This window comes from Streptomyces sp. NPDC002499 (assembly GCF_053595415.1).
The window spans coordinates 175,892-196,148 of the sequence record NZ_JBSFXO010000009.1; the positions used below are offsets into that span (position 1 = coordinate 175,892).

15 protein-coding genes and 1 tRNA gene are annotated in these 20,257 nt (G+C 69.2%); 6 read left to right on the top strand and 10 right to left on the bottom strand.

The window, feature by feature from the left end; genetic code table 11:
• Positions 1-7 precede the first annotated feature (7 nt).
• Positions 8-1,156: a GDSL-type esterase/lipase family protein gene (locus ACWD5F_RS26075; RefSeq protein WP_451257812.1), complete on the top strand. Its 1,149-nt coding sequence runs from the start codon at positions 8-10 to the stop codon at positions 1,154-1,156.
• A 213-nt stretch (positions 1,157-1,369) separates the two neighbouring features.
• On the top strand, positions 1,370-2,374 hold the full coding sequence (locus ACWD5F_RS26080; protein ID WP_451257814.1) for a chitinase: 1,005 nt from the start codon (positions 1,370-1,372) through the stop codon (positions 2,372-2,374).
• 60 nt (positions 2,375-2,434) lie between these two features.
• Here the strand turns inward: ACWD5F_RS26080 and ACWD5F_RS26085 are convergent, their stop codons facing one another.
• Positions 2,435-4,243 carry a bifunctional metallophosphatase/5'-nucleotidase gene (locus tag ACWD5F_RS26085; RefSeq protein ID WP_451257816.1) on the bottom strand — a complete coding sequence of 603 codons (1,809 nt, stop codon included), beginning with the start codon at positions 4,241-4,243 and terminating at the stop codon, positions 2,435-2,437.
• 149 nt (positions 4,244-4,392) lie between these two features.
• Here ACWD5F_RS26085 and ACWD5F_RS26090 point away from each other — a divergent pair, with 149 nt between their 5' ends.
• Complete coding sequence (locus tag ACWD5F_RS26090; protein WP_451257818.1) at positions 4,393-5,121, top strand: SIMPL domain-containing protein; 729 nt, start codon at positions 4,393-4,395, stop codon at positions 5,119-5,121.
• A gap of 141 nt (positions 5,122-5,262) precedes the next feature.
• Positions 5,263-6,699 (top strand): pyruvate kinase, encoded by a 1,437-nt coding sequence (gene pyk, locus ACWD5F_RS26095; protein WP_451257820.1) that lies wholly within the window; start codon positions 5,263-5,265, stop codon positions 6,697-6,699.
• 113 nt (positions 6,700-6,812) lie between these two features.
• Here pyk and ACWD5F_RS26100 read toward each other — a convergent pair.
• Positions 6,813-6,895: transfer RNA gene (locus ACWD5F_RS26100), tRNA-Leu, on the bottom strand.
• 94 nt (positions 6,896-6,989) lie between these two features.
• On the opposite strand from ACWD5F_RS26100, the gene ACWD5F_RS26105 reads away from it, so the two are divergent.
• The gene (locus ACWD5F_RS26105; protein WP_451257822.1) at positions 6,990-7,643 is read left to right on the top strand and encodes an ANTAR domain-containing response regulator; all 654 of its coding nucleotides are present in this window, start codon (positions 6,990-6,992) and stop codon (positions 7,641-7,643) included.
• An 86-nt stretch (positions 7,644-7,729) separates the two neighbouring features.
• Here the strand turns inward: ACWD5F_RS26105 and ACWD5F_RS26110 are convergent, their stop codons facing one another.
• The 8 genes from ACWD5F_RS26110 to ACWD5F_RS26145 form a co-directional block, all read right to left on the bottom strand.
• Positions 7,730-8,446, bottom strand: coding sequence for an ABC transporter ATP-binding protein (locus ACWD5F_RS26110; protein WP_401727280.1), 717 nt, complete (start codon positions 8,444-8,446; stop codon positions 7,730-7,732).
• Positions 8,443-9,306, bottom strand: a complete 864-nt coding sequence (locus tag ACWD5F_RS26115) for an ABC transporter ATP-binding protein (protein ID WP_401727279.1) — start codon at positions 9,304-9,306, stop codon at positions 8,443-8,445. The genes ACWD5F_RS26110 and ACWD5F_RS26115 overlap by 4 nt, the downstream gene beginning before the upstream one ends.
• Before the next feature lie 5 nt (positions 9,307-9,311).
• Positions 9,312-11,111 carry a branched-chain amino acid ABC transporter permease gene (locus ACWD5F_RS26120; protein ID WP_451257825.1) on the bottom strand — a complete coding sequence of 600 codons (1,800 nt, stop codon included), beginning with the start codon at positions 11,109-11,111 and terminating at the stop codon, positions 9,312-9,314.
• A complete protein-coding gene (locus tag ACWD5F_RS26125; RefSeq protein WP_451257827.1) occupies positions 11,108-12,037 on the bottom strand; it encodes a branched-chain amino acid ABC transporter permease in 930 nt (309 codons plus the stop codon). Before ACWD5F_RS26125 ends, ACWD5F_RS26120 begins: the two co-directional genes overlap by 4 nt.
• A 147-nt stretch (positions 12,038-12,184) precedes the next feature.
• Positions 12,185-13,402 (bottom strand): branched-chain amino acid ABC transporter substrate-binding protein, encoded by a 1,218-nt coding sequence (locus tag ACWD5F_RS26130; RefSeq protein ID WP_451258278.1) that lies wholly within the window; start codon positions 13,400-13,402, stop codon positions 12,185-12,187.
• A gap of 224 nt (positions 13,403-13,626) precedes the next feature.
• Positions 13,627-14,349, bottom strand: coding sequence for a hypothetical protein (locus ACWD5F_RS26135; RefSeq protein ID WP_451257829.1), 723 nt, complete (start codon positions 14,347-14,349; stop codon positions 13,627-13,629).
• Positions 14,350-14,424: 75 nt separating this feature from the next.
• Positions 14,425-14,913, bottom strand: coding sequence for a PaaI family thioesterase (locus ACWD5F_RS26140; protein WP_401727275.1), 489 nt, complete (start codon positions 14,911-14,913; stop codon positions 14,425-14,427).
• A gap of 59 nt (positions 14,914-14,972) precedes the next feature.
• Complete coding sequence (locus ACWD5F_RS26145) at positions 14,973-17,252, bottom strand: FdhF/YdeP family oxidoreductase (protein WP_451257832.1); 2,280 nt, start codon at positions 17,250-17,252, stop codon at positions 14,973-14,975.
• A gap of 188 nt (positions 17,253-17,440) precedes the next feature.
• Between ACWD5F_RS26145 and polA the strand changes: the two genes are divergently transcribed.
• Entirely contained in the window at positions 17,441-20,167 is a 2,727-nt protein-coding gene (polA, locus tag ACWD5F_RS26150) for a DNA polymerase I (protein ID WP_451257834.1), read from the top strand.
• The last annotated feature ends 90 nt before the right edge of the window (positions 20,168-20,257 follow it).

Consider the following 20,257-nt stretch of genomic DNA (forward strand, 5'->3'; position numbering starts at 1 on the left):
GCCCGCCATGACCTCGACCTGGATCGCCGCGCACCGCTCCGCCGTCATCGACCCGTACGAGGCCTTCGCCCTCTTCGAGATCCGCGGCTTCACCGGCCAAACCGTCCGCCAGTCCCTGCGCCTGGCCGGCGGCGGCGAGGCGCTGCGCGTCCGGTTCAGCAACCGCTACGGCAAGGAGCCCCTGCGCGTCGGCGGCGCCCATCTCGCCGTCCGCACCCGTGGCAGCCGGATCGACCCCACCAGCGACACACCCCTGCGCTTCGCGGGCGCCGAGGACACCACGATCCCGGTCGGCGAGGAACTCGTCAGCGATCCGGTCGAGTTGCCCGTCAGCGCGGGGGAGGAGCTCACCGTCAGCCTCTACCTGCCCGGTGACACAGGTCCGAGCACGTACTCTGCGATCCCGTACGACATCGGCCACGCCGTCCCCGGTGACCGGCTCTCCGCCGAAGTCCTGGAGGGCGCCGAGGAGTTGTCCACCGGCCACTACCTGACCGGCGTGGACGTCCTGGCCCCCGTGGGCACCCGGATCGCCGTCGCGTTCGGCGACTCCTGGATCGAGGGCGCGGCCATCACCCCCGGCACCGACAACAGCTTCCCCGCCCAGCTCGGACGCCGGCTCACCCGCGGCTGGATCGTCAACCAGGGCATCTCCGCCAACCGTCTGCTCACCGACGGGGTCGGCGACCACCTGCTGTCCCGCGTCGACCGTGACGTCCTCGCCGTGCCCGGTGTCAGCCACGTCCTGATCCACATCGGCCTCAACGACCTGGGCCTGCCTGGCACCCTCGCCTACCCCGAACCCGCCGCCCGGCCCACCTCGGCCGACCTGATCGCGGGCCTGCGCATGCTCGCCGCCCGGCTGCACACCGCCGGACTCACCGTCGTCGGCAGCACGTTGGGCCCGTACGCGGGCACCACCTATCCCGGCTACGACAGCGAGAACGGCCAGGTCGCACGCCGTGAGGTCAACGCCTGGCTGCTCGGCGACGACCATCCCTTCGACGGTGTCGTGGACGTGGCCGCCGCCGTCGCCGACCCGGCCCAACAGGACCGTATCCGCGAGGAGTTCGACTCCGGTGACGGCGTGCACGTCAACGATGCGGGCGCGAAGGCCATCGCGGACGCCGTCGACATCACGCTGCTGGACCTCTAGAAGGCCGCTGAGCCGCTGGACGGCCGCCGGCCCTCGGGAGGACCGGCGCCGACGTCAACCGTCCTTTTCCTGCGCATGGGTTGACGGGGGTATTGGTCTAGGCCTTAATGGCTCACAGTCCGTTCACATGAACAGAGGTTGTTCAGACTCGTGAACTGGGCGTGACTTCCTCTACCCCCACCGGCGCCGCGTGCGCCGCATCTTGGAGGACTCATGCGTCGAAACAGCCGATACGCGCTGGCCGTTGCCGCCGCCACAGGTGCGACGGTGGCCGGCCTGCTCGCCCCCTCGGCGTCCGCCGCCACGACGGCGGCGAACCCCGGCCCCGGCTTCCCCGCCCGGTACTCCGCGCCCTACGCGGAGACCTGGAACTCGCCTTCCGCCCTGGCCAACGCGCGCAACGCCACCGGGCAGAAGTACTTCACCCTCGCCTTCGTCATCGCCGGCAGCGGCTGTAACGCGACGTTCAACGGCGACACGGCCATCAACAACGCCTCCTGGACCTCCGCCATCAACTCGCTGCGCGCGGCGGGCGGGGACGTCATCGCGTCCTTCGGCGGCGCCTCCGGCACGGAACTGGGTCTCGCCTGCACCTCCGTCTCGACCCTCAAGGCCCAGTACAAGAAGGTCATCGACACGCTCAACCTCACCCGTGTCGACCTCGACATCGAGGGCTCGACCCTCAACAACACGGCCGCCAACGATCGGCGCAACAAGGCCCTGGCGCAGTTGCAGACGGAGTACGCGGCGGCGGGGCGCAAGCTCGACGTCCAGTACACCCTGCCGGTCAACCCGACCGGCCTGGAGCAGAACTCGATCAACCTGCTCAACAACGCCAAGAGCAACGCCCTGACCGTCAACCTGGTCAACATCATGACCATGGACTACGGGCCGGCCATGGACATGGGCAAGGCGGCCACCGACGCGGCGACCGCCCTGCACGACCAGCTGGGCCGGATCTGGACGACCAAGACCTCCGCGCAGCTGTGGGCCATGGAGGGCAACACCCCCATGATCGGGGTCAACGACACCCAGGCCGAGGTGTTCACCACGGCCAACGCCACGACCCTCGCCAACTTCGCGGCCAGCAAGGGCATCCAGGAGCTGTCCTTCTGGTCGCTCGGCCGCGACAAGGCCTGCGCCACCAACGGTCAGCTCTCCGACACGTGCAGCGGCACCTCGCAGAGCGCGTACCAGTTCACCCGCACCCTGCGCTGACCCGACGGCGGTGCTTCGGACACTCCAGGTCCGAAGCACCGCCCAGCAGTTGACCGACCGTCAGAAGACCGGCGTGCCGTTCCGTGTGAGCTTCCAGTCCACCGACGCGAAGTCCGCCGGGTCCAGCTCGCCCTTCGCGGTCACCCACTCCGCGATCCGGGTGCGGATCTCCGTCGACTCCGACCACACCTCGGTCGCCGAGGCCACGTGCGGGAACGCGCCGCCGCCGTTGGCACGGTAGTTGTTCACCGCGAGCACGAACTGCTGGGTGTCGTCCAGCGCCGCGCCGTTGTACGTCAGGTTCTTGATCCGCGCACCGGCCGCCTGCGCGATGTCGATGTCGTACGTGAAGCCCGACACGTAGTCGTAGTTGTAGTCCGGCCGGTTGTTGGCGTTGGTCAGCTTCGCCGGGTCGATCACCGCGTCCGCGGCCGTCTGCACGAAGTACTCCGCCGAGTACTCCAGGTACGCCCGCACCTGCGCGCCCGTCAGCACCTTCGCGACCAGCGTGTTGTCGTACACGTACAGACCCGACAGGTCCCGGATGGTCACCTCGCCCGCCGGGATCTCCGAGGTCCGCGAGAACGGCGAGGCCTGCGCGACCACCGGCAGCGAGGCGTACGCGGTGCCCACCAGGGCCGCCTTGACGACGTCCTCCTGGACCTTGGTGATCAGGTCGATGATCGGGGCGTCCTTGTAGCGCGCCTCGACCGTCGTCAGCGTCTGCGTGGCCGTGCCGACCACCTGGTTGACGTACTGGACGACCTTCGCGTGCTCGTCCGAGAGCAGCCGGGTGATCTTCGGGTCGTCGGCGACCGTGTTGGTGTTGAGGACCTTGGAGGCGACCGACTCGACGCTCCAGCGCCCCTTGGCGAAGACCAGCTCGACGTCGAACTGCGAAAGCCGCTCCGCGTACGCCAGCGGCTCCGAAAGCACCACCGTCTTCCCGGTCTTGGCGTTGGTGACCTTCAACTCCGGGATCTCCACGTGCGCGTGGCCCACCAGGATCGCGTCGATGCCGGGCACCTGCTGTGCGACCAGCGCCGCCGAGTTCTCCACGTACGGCAGCTGGTCACCGTAGGACGAGGTGCCGGACGAACCGGAGTGCGCCGACACGATGACGACGTCCGCGCCCATCGACCGCAGCTTCGGCACCCACTTCGCGGCCTGCTCCTCAAGGCCCGGGAACGTCAACTTGCCCTGCACGTACGCCTTGTCCCAGATCGCGATGCCCGGGTTGGTCAGACCGAGCACGGCCACCTTCACCGGCGGCGCGCCCCGCACGCAGAACTTCTTGATGAAGTACGGCGGGAAGGCGGGCTTCAGCGTCTTCGCGTCCAGCGCGTTCGCCCCGAGGAGCGGGAAGCGGCACTGCTCCTCGAACTTGCGCAGCGTCTCGATGCCGTAGTTGAACTCGTGGTTGCCCAGCGCCACCGCGTCGTACCCGATCGCGTTCATCGCCTGCGCCATCGGGTGCACCGGCCCGCCCTTGGCGGTGATCGGGTCGACCTTCGCGTAGTAGTACGTCAGCGGGGTGCCCTGGATCGTGTCGCCCGCGTCCAGCAGCAGCGTGTTCTCGCGGCCCCGCTCCTTGCGGATCGCATTCACCAGCGTCGAGATCCGGGCCAGGCCCTGTGCGTTGCCGGCCGCGTCCGTGTAGTCCGCGTCCTTGAAGTAGTCCCAGTTGAAGACATGCCCGTGCAGGTCGGTGGTGCCCAGGACGGTGAGGGAGTACCGCTTCGCCTTCGACGGCTTCTTCATCGCGCTCTCCGCTGCCTCGGCCGACGGTGTCGCCGCCGCGCCGGCCAGCGCGACCCCGGCACCTGTCACGGCGGACTTCTTCAGGAACTTCCGGCGGTTCAAGGGCATCTCTGGCTCTCCTCGGGGAATGGTCAACAACGCGCGTAGATTCTGACGCGTCCACGACCGACGGCAACAGGTCCCTGAGGTTGCGATCTGATGACCTAACCTGTGCGCTCCCGGGCCGTAACCGGCTGAGAAGTGACAGAGTTGGGCGTATGGCCACCGCTTCGAGCACCCCGTCGCCGGACACCTCCCAGCCCGCCGTCCCGTACGGCACCCCCGACGCCCCGCGTATCGCCGTCCGCGGCGAGGCCCGCCTCGAAGTCGACCCCGAGATCGCCCGCATCGGCATCGCGGTCGCCTCCCGCGGCAAGGACCGCCGAGCCGCCCTGGAGGACCTCACGCGCCGCAACGCCACCGCGCTGGAGCTGGTGAAGACGTACGGGGACGCCGTCGAGCGGCTGGAGACCGGGCACTTCTCCATCACCCCCGAGCTCACGCAGCGTGGTCGCGGCGAGCGCGTGCGCACCTATCACGGCAGCGTCCACATCACCGCCGAGCTGACCGACTTCACCGCGCTCGGCGAACTCACCACCCGCCTCGCCGATCTCGACCTCACCCGCGTCGACGGCCCCTGGTGGGCCCTGCGGCCCGACTCGCCCGTCCACCGCAAGGCCCGGCAGCAGGCGGTGCGCGAAGCCGTCCAGCGTGCCCGTGAATACGCCGAGGCCCTGGGCGCCGGCCTCGCCGCGCTCGTCGAGCTGGCCGATATCGGCGCCGAGAACGCCCAGCCGTATCCGCAGTCGCCCGGCCGGATGCGCTCCATGGCCTACGCGTCCGCCGCCGAGGACGCCGGTGCTCCCGCCCTCGACCTGGAACCCCAGCGCCAGCAGGTCTTCGCCCAGGTCAACGCCCGCTTCACCATGACACCGCCCCGGCTGTAGAAAGGCGCGGCAAGCAGAAAAATGCTCATCGGAGCGCCCCTCCGCACAATTCAATACTTGTCAATAGCCCTTCACTCAAAGGTTGTTGAGTGGTCATACGCGACCAATTCTCTACTGGCCGGTAAGGCCTAGGCTCGAATCATGCGCCGAGCAAAAATCGTCTGTACTCTGGGGCCCGCCACCGACTCGTACGACCAGATCAAGGCACTGGTCGAAGCCGGAATGGACGTCGCCCGATTCAACCTCAGCCACGGCAGCTACGCCGAGCACGAGGAGCGCTACCAGCGCGTGCGAAAGGCCTCGGACGAGACCGGCCGCAGCGTCGGGATCCTCGCCGACCTTCAAGGCCCGAAGATCCGACTCGGCCGCTTCACCGAGGGCCCGGTACTCCTTGAACGCGGAGACACCTTCACCATCACCGTCGAGGACGGCGCCGAGGGCGACCGCCACTCCTGCGGCACCACCTACGCAGGGCTCGCCGACGACGTCACTCCCGGTGAGCGCGTCCTGGTCGACGACGGCAAGGTCTGCCTCGAAGTCACCACCGTCGACGGCCCCCGCGTCCACACCACGGTCGTCGAGGGCGGCATGGTCTCCGACCACAAGGGCCTCAACCTCCCCGGCGTCGCAGTCTCCGTCCCCGCCCTCTCCGACAAGGACGAGGCCGACCTCCGCTGGGCCCTGCGCATCGGCTGCGACGTCATCGCCCTCTCCTTCGTCCGCAGCGGCAAGGACATCGAGGACGTCCACCGCATCATGGACGAGGAGGGCCGCCGCCTCCCGGTGATCGCCAAGGTCGAGAAGCCGCAGGCCGTCGAGGCGATCGACGACATCGTCGCCTCCTTCGACGGCATCATGGTCGCCCGGGGCGACCTCGGCGTCGAGATGCCCCTGGAGCAGGTCCCGATCGTCCAGAAGCGCGCGATCAAGCTGGCGAAGCGCAACGCCAAGCCGGTCATCGTGGCCACCCAGATGCTCGACTCGATGATCGAGAACTCCCGCCCCACCAGGGCCGAGGCGAGCGACGTGGCGAACGCGGTGATCGACGGCGCGGACGCGGTGATGCTGTCCGGCGAGACCAGCGTCGGCAAGTACCCCGTGGCGACCGTCAGCACCATGTCCCGGATCGTCGAGGCGGCCGAGGAGGACATCCTCGCCAAGGGCCTCCCGCCGCTGACCGAGCGGAACAAGCCCCGCACCCAGGGCGGCGCGGTGGCCCGTGCGGCGGCGGAGATGGGCGACTTCCTCGGCGCCAAGTTCCTGGTCGCCTTCACCCAGTCCGGCGACACGGCCCGCCGCCTGTCCCGCTACCGCTCCCCGATCCCGATGCTGGCCTTCACCCCGGAGCCGGCCACCCGCTCCCAGCTCAACCTCACGTGGGGCATCGAGACCTTCATCGGCCCGCACGTCGACTCCACCGACGCCATGGTCGACCAGGTCGACGAACTGCTCCTGAAGTTCGGCCGCTGCGAGAAGGGCGACATCGTCGTCATCACGGCGGGCTCCCCGCCCGGCGTCTCCGGCGCGACGAACCTGGTCCGGGTGCACCACATCGGCGAGGACGACAGCCCCAAGTAGCCGACAGCCTCAAGTAGCCGACAGTCCCAAGTGACCGTCTGACGCGAGCAGTCGGGGGTACGAGAAAGCGGATGTCCACATCGATGTGGGCATCCGCTTACTGGTGTGTCGGGTGCCGGGTGCGGGATTCGAACCCGCACGCCCTTTCGGACAGATGTGTTTGAGACATCAGCGTCTGCCATTCCGCCAACCCGGCCGGGCAACCCCACAGGACTATACCGGGTGACCTCACTGCGTCGCAGCTAGGTAGGCTCTTGTCAGCAGCACCCCGCCCGGAACGAGGAGCCCCCGTGACCGCCCCCGAGTCGCCCCAGCCCGTGGACGCGCCCGACGACGACAAGTCGCACGTGCCTCCGCTGACGACCCGTGTCGTCATCGCGGAGGACGAGGCGCTGATCCGCCTCGACCTCAAGGAGATGCTGGAGGAAGAGGGCTACAGCGTCGTCGGCGAGGCCGGTGACGGCGAGCAGGCGATCGAGCTGGCCCGCGAGCACCAGCCCGACCTGGTCATCCTCGATGTGAAGATGCCCAAGCTGGACGGCATCTCCGCCGCCGAGAAGATCGCCGAGGAGCGCATCGCCCCGGTGCTGATGCTCACCGCGTTCTCGCAGCGCGACCTCGTCGAGCGGGCCCGGGACGCCGGCGCGATGGCGTACCTGGTCAAGCCGTTCAGCAAGAGCGACGTCGTACCGGCCATCGAGATGGCCGTCTCCCGCTTCACCGAGCTGAAGGAGCTGGAGAAGGAGGTCGCCGACCTCAGCCAGCGCCTGGAGACGCGGAAGCTGGTCGACCGGGCGAAGTCCATCCTCCAGACCGCGTACGGGCTGACCGAGCCCGCCGCGTTCCGCTGGATCCAGAAGACCTCCATGGACCGCCGGATGTCGATGCAGCAGGTCGCCGAGGCGGTCATCCTGGACGCGGACGAGAAGAAGAACAAGGGCTGAAGCCCGCGCGGTACGTGACGGAGGCCCGCACCCCCTGACAGGGTGCGGGCCTCCGGCGTATCGCGGTGTCGCGAAAGGGCGGGCGGCTAGTCCTCGCCCAGGTACGCCTTGCGCACCGACTCGTCGTGCAGCAGGTCCTGGCCGGTGCCGGACAGGACGATGTTGCCGACCTCCATGACGTGGCCCTGGTCGGCCAGCGACAGGGCGGCCTGGGCGTTCTGCTCGACCAGCAGGATCGTCGTGCCCTGGGACTTCAGCTCGACGATCGTCGACATGATCTTCTGCATCATGATCGGCGACAGACCCATGGAGGGCTCGTCCAGCATGAGCAGCTTGGGCTGGGACATGAGCGCGCGGCCCATCGCCAGCATCTGCTGCTCACCGCCCGAGAGGGTGCCCGCGGCCTGCTTGCGCCGCTCCCCGAGGATCGAGAAGAGGTCGTAGGCACGCTGGATGTCCTTCTCGATGCCTTCCTTGTCCTTGCGGAGGAAGGCGCCGAGCCGGAGGTTGTCCTCGATGGTCAGGCGCGGAAAGATGTGCCGGCCTTCGGGGGAGTGGGCCAGACCCAGCGCCACGATCTTGTGCGCGGCGACGCCGTTGAGCGGCTGCCCCTCGAACATGATCTTGCCGCCGCTGGGCTTCAGCAGCCCGGAGAGGGTGCGCAGGGTCGTCGTCTTGCCGGCGCCGTTGGTGCCGATGAGGGTGACGACCTGGCCGGCCTCGACCTTGAAGGAGATGCCCTTCACGGCCTCGATCTTGCCGTAGGCGACGCGGAGGTCCTCGACCTCGAGCAGCGTGGTCACTGGACGTCTCCCTTGGTGGTGCCGGGGGTGCTGTCCGCGACGGCGCCGGCCTCCCCGGCCGGGCTCTCGGGGGCCTCGGTCGCCCCGGGGTCGCCCTCGAAGGGCTCGCCCAGGTAGGCCGCGATGACCCGCTCGTCGGCCTGGACGACCTCGGAGGTGCCCTCGACCAGCTTCTCGCCCTGGACGAGGACGGCGACGCGGTCGCAGAGGTTGAAGATGAAGCGCATGTCGTGCTCGATGACGAGCACGGCGACGCCCTTGTCGCGGATGGCGAAGACGAGTTCCTCCGTCGCCCGCGTCTCCTGCGGGTTCATGCCGGCCGTCGGCTCGTCCAGGAGCAGCAGGCCGGGCTCGGACGCCAGCGCCCGGGCGATCTCCAGCTTGCGCTGCTCGCCGTAGGGGAGGTTGCGGGCGAGGTGGTCGCGCTTATGGGCGAGACCGATGAACTCCAGGAGTTCCATGGCCCGTTCCTCGCTGGCGCGCTCGGCCCGCTTGAAGCCGGGGCCGCGCAGCAGCGCCGACCAGAGGCCTTCCTTCGTCCGCGTGTGCCGGCCGACCAGGACGTTCTCCAGGACGGTCATGTTGGCGAACAGCCGGATGTTCTGGAACGTACGGGCGATGCCCGCCTTCGTCACCAGGTGCGGCTTCGGCGGCAGGACGGTCCCCTGGTAGGAGACCGTGCCCTCCGTCGGGATGTACAGGCCGGTCAGGCAGTTGAAGAACGTTGTCTTGCCGGCGCCGTTGGGGCCGATCAGACCCACGATCTCACCGGAGTTGACGGTGAAGTCGACCGAACGCACGGCGGTCAGGCCGCCGAAGCGCATCGTGACGTCGCGGGCTTCGAGTACAGGTGTCGTCATGGCTCCTACGCCCCTGCCTTCGTGACGGCCGGCTCGTCGCTGAGCGTTTCGGTGTCTGGTACGTCGAGTTGGCCGGTCTCGTGGAACTCGAGCTGTCGGCGGCGGTTGGCGATGATGCCCTCGGGGCGGAAGCGCATCAGGAGGATGAGCGCGATACCGAAGGCGAGCAGCGACTTGTCCTGGAGGAAGACGAGCTTCTCCGGGAGCAGGTAGAGCAGCGCCGCGCCGAGCAGCGGACCGGCGACCGTGCCCATGCCGCCGAGGACGACGGCGGCGAGCAGGAACGCCGAGTTCGGAGGCGTGGCGCCGGCGAACTGGTACGGGTTCGGGACCACGCTGTACGTCACGTGGGCGCTGACCGTGCCGGCGAGGCCGGCCAGGGAGGCGCCGAGCGCGAAGGCGATGAGCTTGACCCGGAAGCCGTTGATGCCCATGGCGGTGGCGGCGGTCTCGTCCTCGCGGATGGCGATCCAGGAACGGCCGATACGGGAGTCGGCGGCCCGCGTGTAGACCAGGATCACCAGGGCCATGATCAGGACCATCAGCAGGTAGTAGTTGGCGAAGCGGCCGAGGGTGAAGCCGGCGACGTCGTGTGCGTTGCCGAAGTCGAAGCCGAAGAAGTCCAGGTCCGGGATGGCCGGGATGCCGTTGGGACCGTTGGTGATGTCCGGGCCGGACTCGCCGTCCATGTTGTTGACGGCGATACGGAAGATCTCTCCGAAGCCGAGGGTGACGATGGCGAGGTAGTCGCCGCGCAGTCGCAGGGTGGGTGCGCCGATGAGGACACCGAAGATCAGCGAGGCGGCGGCGCCGGAGAGGGCGGCGGCCCAGAAGGGGAACTGGACGCCGGAGAACTTGGAGAACTCCGAGCCGGAGACCAGGGCCGCGGTGTACGCGCCGACGCCGAGGAAGGCGACGTATCCGAGGTCCAGGAGGCCGGCGAGGCCGACGACGATGTTCAGGCCCAGGGCGACCGTCCCGAAGATCAGGATGTTCACGCCGATGTTGGCGTAGTGGTCGTCGGTCTGGGTGAACGGGAAGCCGATGGCCGCGAGGAAGCCCATGGCGAGGGCGAAGCTGCGGTTCCCGGCGACGAGGTGGGAGAACCGGTCCAGCAGACCGGCGGTGTGCATCGCCCAGACCGTGAAGACCACGACGATCAGGAAGCCGATGAAGAGCTCGCCGTACTCGGTGTCGATGCCGTAGGCGAAGACGAAGAGGCCGATGGCCGCCACGACCGTGATCACGGCCCGCTGGATCCAGGGGGACGTGGGCGCGGGCGCGGGGATGCGCTCGGACTTGGCGATGTATGCCTTGAGCGTGTCCTTGGTGGACTCGCCGGCCTGCTCCGGGAGGGCGAGGGCGCCGAGCACGGGCAGCAGGGAGGCGACGGCGGCGACCCAGCCGCCGGCCTCCAGGTTGGCGAGGCCGTCGAGCTTGGTGGCGATCGCGATGACCGTGTACCAGGTGGTGCCGAAGCCGCCCAGGGCCAGCAGCACCAGGGGGGCGTTGTTACGGGCGGGCAGCAGCCAGCCCAGGCCGCGGACACCGTACGTGGCGAGCGCGAAGAGGGCCGTGAGGACACCGGCGGTGAAGGTGAGCCACTGAAGGCCCCCCGGGTAGCCGGTGACGGTGAGGTCGCCGGGGAACTTGGAGGTCCACGTCCACTTCAGGAACGCGGAGGCCGCCGTGGCGATTCCGCCGACCAGCAGAAGCGCCCGCGCGGCGGACAGCGGCAGGGGGATCAGGCCGCGCGGGGCGGTGTCCGCGGACGGGGTCTTGGTCGTCTCGGTCACGCTGATCACGCCCTGTCCGCGACGCGCTCACCGAGCAGCCCCTGAGGCCTGAACAGGAGCACGAGGATGAGAAGAACGAAGGCCCAGACGTTGGCCCAGCTCTGACCGCCGAGCTTGTCCATGCCGGGGATGCCGTCGATGTAGGCGGAGGCGAGGGTCTCGGCGACGCCGAGGACGATGCCGCCGAGCATGGCGCCGTAGATGTTGCCGATGCCACCGAGGACGGCCGCGGTGAAGGCCTTGAGGCCCATCAGGAAGCCCATGCGGTAGTCGATGCTGCCGTACTTGAGGCCGTAGGCGACCGCGGCGACGGCGGCGAAGAGACCGCCGATGGCGAAGGCGATGACGATGATGCGGTTGGTGTCGATGCCCATGAGCTGCGCGGTGTCCGGGTCCTGCGCGGTGGCCTGCATGGCACGGCCGGTGCGGCTCTTGCGTACGAACCAGGCGAGGCCGGACATGCAGATGATCGCGGCGGCGACGAGGAAGATGTCGGCGTCCTTGATGGTGACGGAGCCGATCTCGTGCGTGGCGTCGAGGCCCGGGAAGGCGCGGGGACGGTCGGCGCCGGGGTAGAAGTTGCGGACCAGTTCCTGGAGGGCCAGGGAGAGACCGATGGCGGTGATGAGCGGTGCCAGGCGTGGTGCTCCGCGCAGTGGTCGGTAGGCGAACCGTTCCGCTCCGACCGCGATGAGGACGGCGACGATCGCACCGCCTATCAACATCAGGGGGACGGCGACGGCCAGGTTGGTGCCGTCGGGGAGGATGTAGAGGTAGACCGTGAGGGCGCCGAAGGCCCCGGTCATGAAGATCTCGCCGTGCGCGAAGTTGATGAGCTGGACGATGCCGTACACCATCGTGTAGCCGATGGCGATCAGCCCGTACATCGAGCCTAGAAGCAGCCCGTTGGCCAGCTGCTGCGGCAGGGTGTTCACCGCATGGCCTCCATGTCGCTGGGTCGTGTGCACAGATTCGGTGGTGGTGTGCACGGGGCGTGTACAAGGTCTGGGTGTGGAAACGGGCCGCGCGGTCGGGGTCCTCCTTCCGCGCGGCCCGTGGTGCTACGTGCTGGGGCTGTCAGATCAGCCCGCGGTGCCCGTCTTGACAGCCTTCCACGCACCGTTCGTGACCTGGTAGACCGTGAGCTGCTTGTTGCCGGTGTCGCCGTACTCGTCGAAGGAGACCTTGCCGGTGATGCCCTCGAAGTCGGACTTCTGGACCTCGTCGACGACCTTGGAGCGCAGGTCGTTGATGTCGCTGGGCAGCTTGTCGCTGTTGGCGTCCTTGACGGCCTTCACGGCCTTGATGATCGCCGAGGCGGCGTCGTAGGAGTAACCGCCGTAGGCGCCGTAGTCACCCTTGTAGCCCTTGGCCTTGTAGGTCTCCACGAACTGCTTGGCGGCCGGCAGGGTGTCGACCGGGACACCGACGGAGGTGGCGAGGTCGCCCTCGGAGGCCTTGCCCGCGGTCTCGATGTAGGTCGAGGCGAACATGCCGTCACCGCCGAACAGCGGGATCTTCACGCCGGCGTCCTTGAGCTGCTTGGTGATCAGCGAGGACTCGTCGTACTGGCCGCCGTAGTAGAGCAGGTCGGCGCCGGAGTTCTTGATCTTGGTGACGAGCGAACCGAAGTCCTTGTCACCGGTGTTGACGTGGTCGGTCTGGACGACCGTGCCGCCGAGCCCCTTGAACTTCTCGCCGAAGATCTTGGCGAGGCCGGCGCCGTAGGTCTGCTTGTCGTCGACGACGAAGGCCTTCTTCTTCTTGAGGCCGTTGTACGCGTAGTCGGCGGCGAAGCTGCCCTGCAGCTCGTCGGTGGTGGCGGTGCGGAAGTACGTCTTGTACGGCCGCTTCTTGTCCGTCTGCCAGTTCTTGCCCTGGGTCAGCTCGGGGTTGGTGTTCGAGGGGGAGATCTCGACCATGTTGGCGGAGGCGAAGACCTGCTGCATCGACTGGGCGACGCCGGAGTTCAGCGGGCCGACGGTGCCGATGACGGTCTTGTCGCCGACCAGGGCCGTGGCGTTCTGCTGGCCGCTGGCGGGCTGGGCCTTGTCGTCCAGGGCCTTGACCTTGAACTTCACGCCCGGGACCCAGTTGTTCTTGTTGGCGTCGTCGACGGCGACCTGAACGCCGTACTGGATGCCGAGGCCGGTGGTGGAGTTCTCACCGGAGAGCGGGGCGTCCACGCCGATGGTGTAGGTCGTGGTGCTGCTGTCGCTCTTGTCACCGCTGTCGTCTCGGGACCCGCAGGCGGTGAGGGTCAGAGCTCCACTCGCAAGAACGGAGGTAAGTATCACCAAGGAACGCTGTCGCACAATCAGTCCTTTCGCAGCCCGCTCGCCTGGGTTGGGGCGGCAGATGCCTCTGGTACCGAACTCCCGGTGGAGCGGTGACTGGCCGTGACTCTAAGCCCGTCTGCAGGTGGCGGCATCGCCGTAGCCGCGCTTGTGACTTTCTTGTTATGCCGTGATGCGGGACGAGCCCGGCGAAAGTGGGCTCTCAGCCGTTTTGGCGGATTTTCCGCTCAGTCCGCATTCTGAGAACCCGCACTTCCGGTTGGCCGCGGGCCTGGTCGCAAGGTTGCCGGTCCACAGGCCCCGTGGAGCAGCTCGGAAAGGTCCCGGGCGTACCCGCCGTCGAAGATGAAGCTGTGGCGTTGTATTGCGCGTGTGTTACGCAGCGTTACGTCAAGAAAAGGTAGGTCCGCGTTACGGGGCAGTCCCGAACAGTCGGATACGGATATTTCGACGGCGATCCGCCGGGGCGTCCCGGCCCGCACGGTGAAAATCCGCTCGGGTGCGACATGTGCGGTCAGACCGGGAAAGGCGGCGCCGTCGACCCGCACGGTGACCGGGGGCCCGTGGTCGACGGACACGGCGAACCGGAACAGCCCGCTGGTGGCACGGGAGTTGGGGGTGGCCGGGGCGGCAGGAGGCGCGGCGCGTCCCAGGTACTCCCAGACGGTGACGTTGGCGGGATACGGCAGGGGCTCGGGCGGCTCGGCCCGGTCGGGCGTGCCGGCGGTCGGCAGCAGCACGACTGCGGCCACCGCCACGACGATCACGCCGACGGCGAGGAGCGCCCTGCGGGTCCTGGGCGGCAGCGCGCCCCACTGTCCGGCGAGGCCGCTCGCGGGACGACGGTTCCGGAACCGGTCGGTGAGGCGCGGCGCGTCGGTGCCGATGACGTCGTAACTCTCGTCCGCCTCGGGCCCGTTGACAGGTTCGACGGGCCCGATGCCGCTCATGACCGCAGCCCCATGGGGAAACGGTAGGTCAGGGCGCCGGAGCTGGAAAGACGCCGTACCGCCGGGCGGTGGCGGTCAGCCGGCGACGCCCACGTGCTCCCCGTCCCCGGGGCGCACGTCCCGCAGCAGACAGGTCAGCCGCGCGGTGCACACCCGCCGCCCCTCCTCGTCACTGATCACGATCTCGTACGTCGCCGTCGAGCGCCCCCGGTGCACGGGCGTGGCCACGCCGGTCACCAGGCCGGAGCGGGCGCCGCGGTGGTGGGTGCAGTTCAGGTCGACGCCGACCGCGATCTTGGAGCTGCCGCCGTGCAGCATGGACCCGACCGAGCCGAGGGTCTCGGCCAGCACCGCGGAGGCGCCCCCGTGCAGGAGCCCGTACGGCTGGGTGTTGCCCTCCACCGGCATGGTCCCCACGACCCGGTCCACGGAGGCCTCCAGGATCTGGACGCCCATCCGGTTGCCCAGGTGCCCTGCGGAGAACAGAGCCGGCAGGTCGACGCCGAGCTCCGCGTACTCGTCGATGACTTCCTGCGGGAACTTCACGTGCTGCTGCTCGCCCATGGGGCCGGCTCCGTTCTCGTACGCCTGACGGTGGACCTGACTCGCCGCTGAGCAAACGCTCAGTCGGTGGTCGATTGTTCCAGACGGACGACGACGGACTTGCTGGCCGGGGTGTTGCTGGTGTCCGCGGTGGCGTCCAGCGGCACCAGGACGTTGGTCTCCGGGTAGTACGCGGCCGCGCACCCCCGTGCCGTCGGGTAGTGCACGACCCGGAAGCCCGGCGCGCGCCGCTCGACGCCGTCCTTCCACTCGCCGACCAGGTCGACGTACGACCCGTCGGCGACGCCCAGCACGCGCGCGTCCTCGGCGTTCACGAGCACCACCCGGCGGCCGTTCTTGATGCCCCGGTAGCGGTCGTCCAGGCCGTAGATCGTGGTGTTGTACTGGTCGTGCGAGCGCAGGGTCTGCAACAGCAGCCTGCCCTCGGGCAGTTGGGGGAACTCGACGGGCGCCGCGGTGAAGTTGGCCTTGCCGGTGGCCGTCGGGAAGCGGCGCTCGTCGCGCGGGGCGTGCGGGAGGGCGAAGCCGCCCGGGTGGGCCACGCGCGCGTTGAAGTCGGTGAAGCCGGGGATCACACGCGCGATGCGGTCGCGGACCGTCGCGTAGTCCTTCTCGAACTCCTCCCAGGGCGTGCGGGATTCCTCGCCCAGGACGCGCCGGGCCAGTCGGCACACGATGGCCGGCTCGGACAGCAGATGGGTGCTCGCGGGCTCCAGACGGCCCCGGGAGGCGTGCACCATGCCCATGGAGTCCTCGACGGTCACGAACTGCTCGCCGCCGCCCTGGAGATCACGCTCGGTGCGGCCCAGGGTGGGCAGGATCAGCGCTTGCGCGCCCGTGACGGCGTGCGAGCGGTTGAGCTTGGTCGACACGTGCACGGTGAGCCGGGCGCGCCGCATGGCCGCCTCGGTCACGTCCGTGTCGGGGGACGCCGAGACGAAGTTGCCGCCCATCGCGAAGAAGACCTTCGCCACGCCGTCGCGCAGGGCGCCGATGGCCCGGACGACGTCGTAGCCGTGCTCGCGCGGCGGGGCGAAGCCGAACTCCTTCTCCAGGGCGTCCAGGAAGGCCGGCGCGGGGCGCTCGAAGATGCCCATCGTGCGGTCGCCCTGGACGTTGCTGTGGCCGCGCACCGGGCACACGCCCGCGCCCGGACGGCCGATGTTGCCGCGCAGCAGAAGGAAGTTGACGACCTCTCGGATCGTCGGCACCGAGTGCTTGTGCTGGGTCAGGCCCATCGCCCAGCACACGATGGTGCGCTCGGAGGCGAGCACCATGCCGAGCGCCTGCTCGATCTCCGCGCGCGTGAGGCCCGTCGCGGCGAGCGTCTGCTCCCAGTCCGCGGCGCGGGCGGCCTCGGCGAACTCCTCGTAGCCGTGGGTGTGTTCGTCGACGAAGGTCTGGTCGACGGCACCTTCCGTCTCCAGGATCAGCTTGTTGAGGAGCCGGAACAGGGCCTGGTCGCCGCCGATGCGGATCTGCAGGAACAGGTCGGTGAGCGCGGCGCCCTTGAGCATGCCCTGCGGGGTCTGCGGGTTCTTGAAGCGCTCCAGGCCCGCCTCGGGCAGCGGGTTGACGCTGATGATCTTCGCGCCGTTGGCCTTGGCCTTCTCCAGGGCGGAGAGCATGCGCGGGTGGTTGGTGCCCGGGTTCTGGCCGGCGACGACGATCAGGTCGGCCTTGTAGAGGTCCTCCAGGAGGACGCTGCCCTTGCCGATCCCGATGGTCTCGTTGAGTGCCGAACCGGACGACTCGTGGCACATGTTGGAGCAGTCCGGCAGGTTGTTCGTGCCGAACTCGCGGGCGAAAAGCTGGTAGAGGAACGCGGCCTCGTTGCTGGTGCGGCCGGACGTGTAGAAGAGCGCCTCGTCGGGAGAGGCGAGGGCGTGCAGTTCCTCGGCGACGATGTCGAAGGCGCGCTCCCAGGACACCGGTTCGTAGTGCGTGCCGCCCTCGGGGACGTACATGGGATGCGTGAGGCGGCCCTGCTGGCCGAGCCAGTAACCGCTGCGGGTCGCGAGGTCGGCGACCGGGTGGGCGGCGAAGAACTCCGGGGTGACCCGGCGCAGGGTGGCCTCCTCGGCGACCGCCTTCGCGCCGTTCTCACAGAACTCCGCCGCGTGCCGGTGGTCCGGCTCCGGCCAGGCGCAGCCCGGGCAGTCGAAGCCGTCCTTCTGGTTGACCCGCAGCAGCGTCAACGCGGTGCGCTTCACGCCCATCTGCTGCTGCGCGATGCGCAAGGTGTGCCCGATCGCCGGCAGCCCCGCCGCCGCGTGCTTGGGCTCGACGACCTTCGGGGCGTCCTGGACCGGATCGCCCTGGGGCGGCTTGGTGGCCATCGCCCACTCTCCTCACACGCGCACATGTCGGGTACCTCTTCGATCCTCTCACCTGCCTGCGACAGCGACGGAGCCCGGTCGTTGTAGAGGGCACCAGCAATGCGTGCGGACGGCCGGGGTCGTCCGTCCGTGCCGTCGTCGGCGGTGGGCGGGGCCGACTGTCAGTGCGGCGTGGCAGGATCGGGGGCGTGGCAGAGACAGCAGCGAAGAAGACCGAGAAAACCGCCGGCGGCAACCGGCCCCGGCTGATGCTCATGGACGGGCATTCGCTGGCGTACCGCGCGTTCTTCGCGCTGCCCGCGGAGAATTTCACGACGGCGACGGGCCAGCCGACCAACGCGATCTACGGCTTCGCGTCGATGCTCGCCAACACCCTGCGTGACGAGGAGCCCACGCACTTCGCGGTGGCCTTCGACGTCTCCCGCAAGACCTGGCGCTCCGAGGAGTTCACGGAGTACAAGGCGAACCGCTCCAAGACCCCGGACGAGTTCAAGGGCCAGGTCGAGCTGATCGGCGAGGTGCTCGACACGATGCACGTGTCGCGGTTCGCGGTCGACGGCTTCGAGGCGGACGACGTCATCGCCACGCTCGCCACCCAGGCCGAGGCCGAGGGCTTCGAGGTGCTGATCGTCACCGGCGACCGCGACTCCTTCCAGCTGGTCACCGAGCACACGACCGTGCTGTACCCGACCAAGGGCGTCTCCGAGCTGACCCGGTTCACCCCGGCGAAGGTCGAGGAGAAGTACGGCCTCACCCCCGCGCAGTACCCCGACTTCGCGGCCCTGCGCGGCGACCCGTCCGACAACCTCCCGGGCATCCCCGGGGTCGGTGAGAAGACGGCGGCGAAGTGGATCAACCAGTTCGGTTCCTTCGCCGAGTTGGTCGAGCGCGTCGACGAGGTCAAGGGCAAGGCCGGGCAGAACCTGCGCGACCACCTGGACGCGGTCAAGCTCAACCGCCGTCTGACGGAGATGGTGCGCACGGTCGAACTGCCCAAGACGGTCGCCGACCTGGCGCGCGAGCCCTACGACCGCAAGGCGCTCGCGCTGGTCCTGGACACCCTGGAGATCAGGAACCCCTCGCTGCGCGAGCGGCTGCTGGCCGTGGACCCGGGCGCCGAGGAGGCCGAGGGCACCCCGGTCGTCGCGGACGGCGTGGAGGTCGACGGCACGGTCCTGTCCACCGGCGAGCTGCCCGGCTGGCTCACCGAGCACGGCACCGCGACCCTCGGTGTCGCCACGGTCGACACCTGGGCGCTGGGCACCGGCTCGGTCGCCGAGATCGCGCTCGCCGCGTCCGACGGCGCGGCCGCCTGGTTCGACCCGACCCAGCTGGACGAGGCCGACGAGAAGGCGTTCGCCGGCTGGCTGTCCGACGCGGCGAAGCCCAAGGTCTTCCACAACGTCAAGGGCGCGATGCGGGTCTTCGCCGAGCACGGCTGGAGCGTCGCCGGCGTCGACATGGACACCGCGCTCGCCGCGTACCTGGTCAAGCCGGGCCGCCGCTCCTTCGACCTGGACGCGCTGTCCCTGGAGTACCTGGGCCGCGAGCTGACTCCCGCGGCCTCGGCCGACGGCCAGCTGGCCTTCGGTACCGACGAGGGCGCCGAGGCCGACGCCCTGATGATCCAGGCCCGTGCCGTCCTCGACCTGGGGGAGGCCTTCGAGGGCCGGCTCCAGGAGGTCGGCGCCGCGGACCTGCTGCGTGACGTGGAGCTGCCCACCTCGGCCCTGCTGGCCCGCCTGGAGCGGCACGGCATCGCGGCCGACCGGGCGCACCTGGAGGCCATGGAGCAGATGTTCGCGGGCGCCGTCCAGCAGGCGGTGAAGGAGGCGCACGCGGCGGCCGGGCACGAGTTCAACCTGGGCTCGCCCAAGCAGCTCCAAGAGGTCCTCTTCGGTGAACTGGGCCTGCCCAAGACGAAGAAGACGAAGACCGGTTACACCACGGACGCCGACGCGCTGGCCTGGCTCGCGGGCCAGACGGACAACGAGCTGCCGGTGATCATGCTCCGTCACCGCGAGCAGGCCAAGCTCCGTGTCACCGTCGAGGGCCTGATCAAGACGGTCGCGACGGACGGCCGCATCCACACCACCTTCAACCAGACGGTCGCGGCCACCGGGCGCCTCTCCTCGACCGACCCGAACCTCCAGAACATCCCGGTCCGCACCGACGAGGGCCGCGCGATCCGCCGGGGCTTCGTGGTCGGCGAGGGCTACGAGTCGCTGATGACCGCCGACTACAGCCAGATCGAACTGCGCGTGATGGCCCACCTCTCCGAGGACGAGGGCCTCCTGGAGGCGTTCACCTCCGGCGAGGACCTGCACAACACGGTGGCGGCGCAGGTCTTCTCGGTCGACAAGGACCACGTCGACGCGGAGATGCGCCGCAAGATCAAGGCGATGTCGTACGGCCTGGCGTACGGCCTGTCGGCCTTCGGTCTCTCGCAGCAGCTGAACATCGACGCGGGCGAGGCCAGGGTCCTGATGGACACCTACTTCGAGCGGTTCGGCGGGGTCCGCGACTACCTGCGCCGGGCGGTCGACGAGGCGCGGGCGACCGGCTACACGGCCACGCTCTTCGGCCGTCGCCGCTATCTCCCCGACCTCAACAGCGACAACCGCCAGCGCCGCGAGGCAGCCGAGCGGATGGCCCTGAACGCGCCGATCCAGGGCACCGCGGCCGACATCGTCAAGATCGCCATGCTGAACGTCGACAAGGCCCTGCGCGCGGCGGACCTCACCTCCCGCATGCTCCTCCAGGTCCACGACGAAATCGTCCTGGAGATCGCCCCCGGCGAGCGCACGGCGGTGGAGGAGATCGTCCGCCACGAGATGGCCGACGCCGTCCACCTGAGGGCCCCGCTGGACGTGTCGGTGGGCGTGGGGCCCGACTGGGAGTCGGCGGCGCACTAGCCTCCGGCGGTTCGGCAGGTGGGGGCTGCGGGTGTCCGGGCCGTGCTGCTGGGCCGGGGCCGGGGCCGGGGCCGGGGTCGGGTGCGGGGT

What these genes read in the sequence shown, in the direction of transcription:
- ACWD5F_RS26135 (WP_451257829.1), bottom strand. Translation starts at nt 14,349, where the DNA reads ATGAGCGGCATCGGGCCCGTCGAACCTGTCAACGGGCCCGAGGCGGAC.
- ACWD5F_RS26075 (WP_451257812.1), top strand. Translation starts at nt 8, where the DNA reads ATGACCTCGACCTGGATCGCCGCGCACCGCTCCGCCGTCATCGACCCG.
- ACWD5F_RS26145 (WP_451257832.1), bottom strand. Translation starts at nt 17,252, where the DNA reads ATGGCCACCAAGCCGCCCCAGGGCGATCCGGTCCAGGACGCCCCGAAG.
- ACWD5F_RS26085 (WP_451257816.1), bottom strand. Translation starts at nt 4,243, where the DNA reads ATGCCCTTGAACCGCCGGAAGTTCCTGAAGAAGTCCGCCGTGACAGGT.
- ACWD5F_RS26140 (WP_401727275.1), bottom strand. Translation starts at nt 14,913, where the DNA reads ATGGGCGAGCAGCAGCACGTGAAGTTCCCGCAGGAAGTCATCGACGAG.
- ACWD5F_RS26080 (WP_451257814.1), top strand. Translation starts at nt 1,370, where the DNA reads ATGCGTCGAAACAGCCGATACGCGCTGGCCGTTGCCGCCGCCACAGGT.
- ACWD5F_RS26090 (WP_451257818.1), top strand. Translation starts at nt 4,393, where the DNA reads ATGGCCACCGCTTCGAGCACCCCGTCGCCGGACACCTCCCAGCCCGCC.
- ACWD5F_RS26115 (WP_401727279.1), bottom strand. Translation starts at nt 9,306, where the DNA reads ATGACGACACCTGTACTCGAAGCCCGCGACGTCACGATGCGCTTCGGC.
- pyk (WP_451257820.1), top strand. Translation starts at nt 5,263, where the DNA reads ATGCGCCGAGCAAAAATCGTCTGTACTCTGGGGCCCGCCACCGACTCG.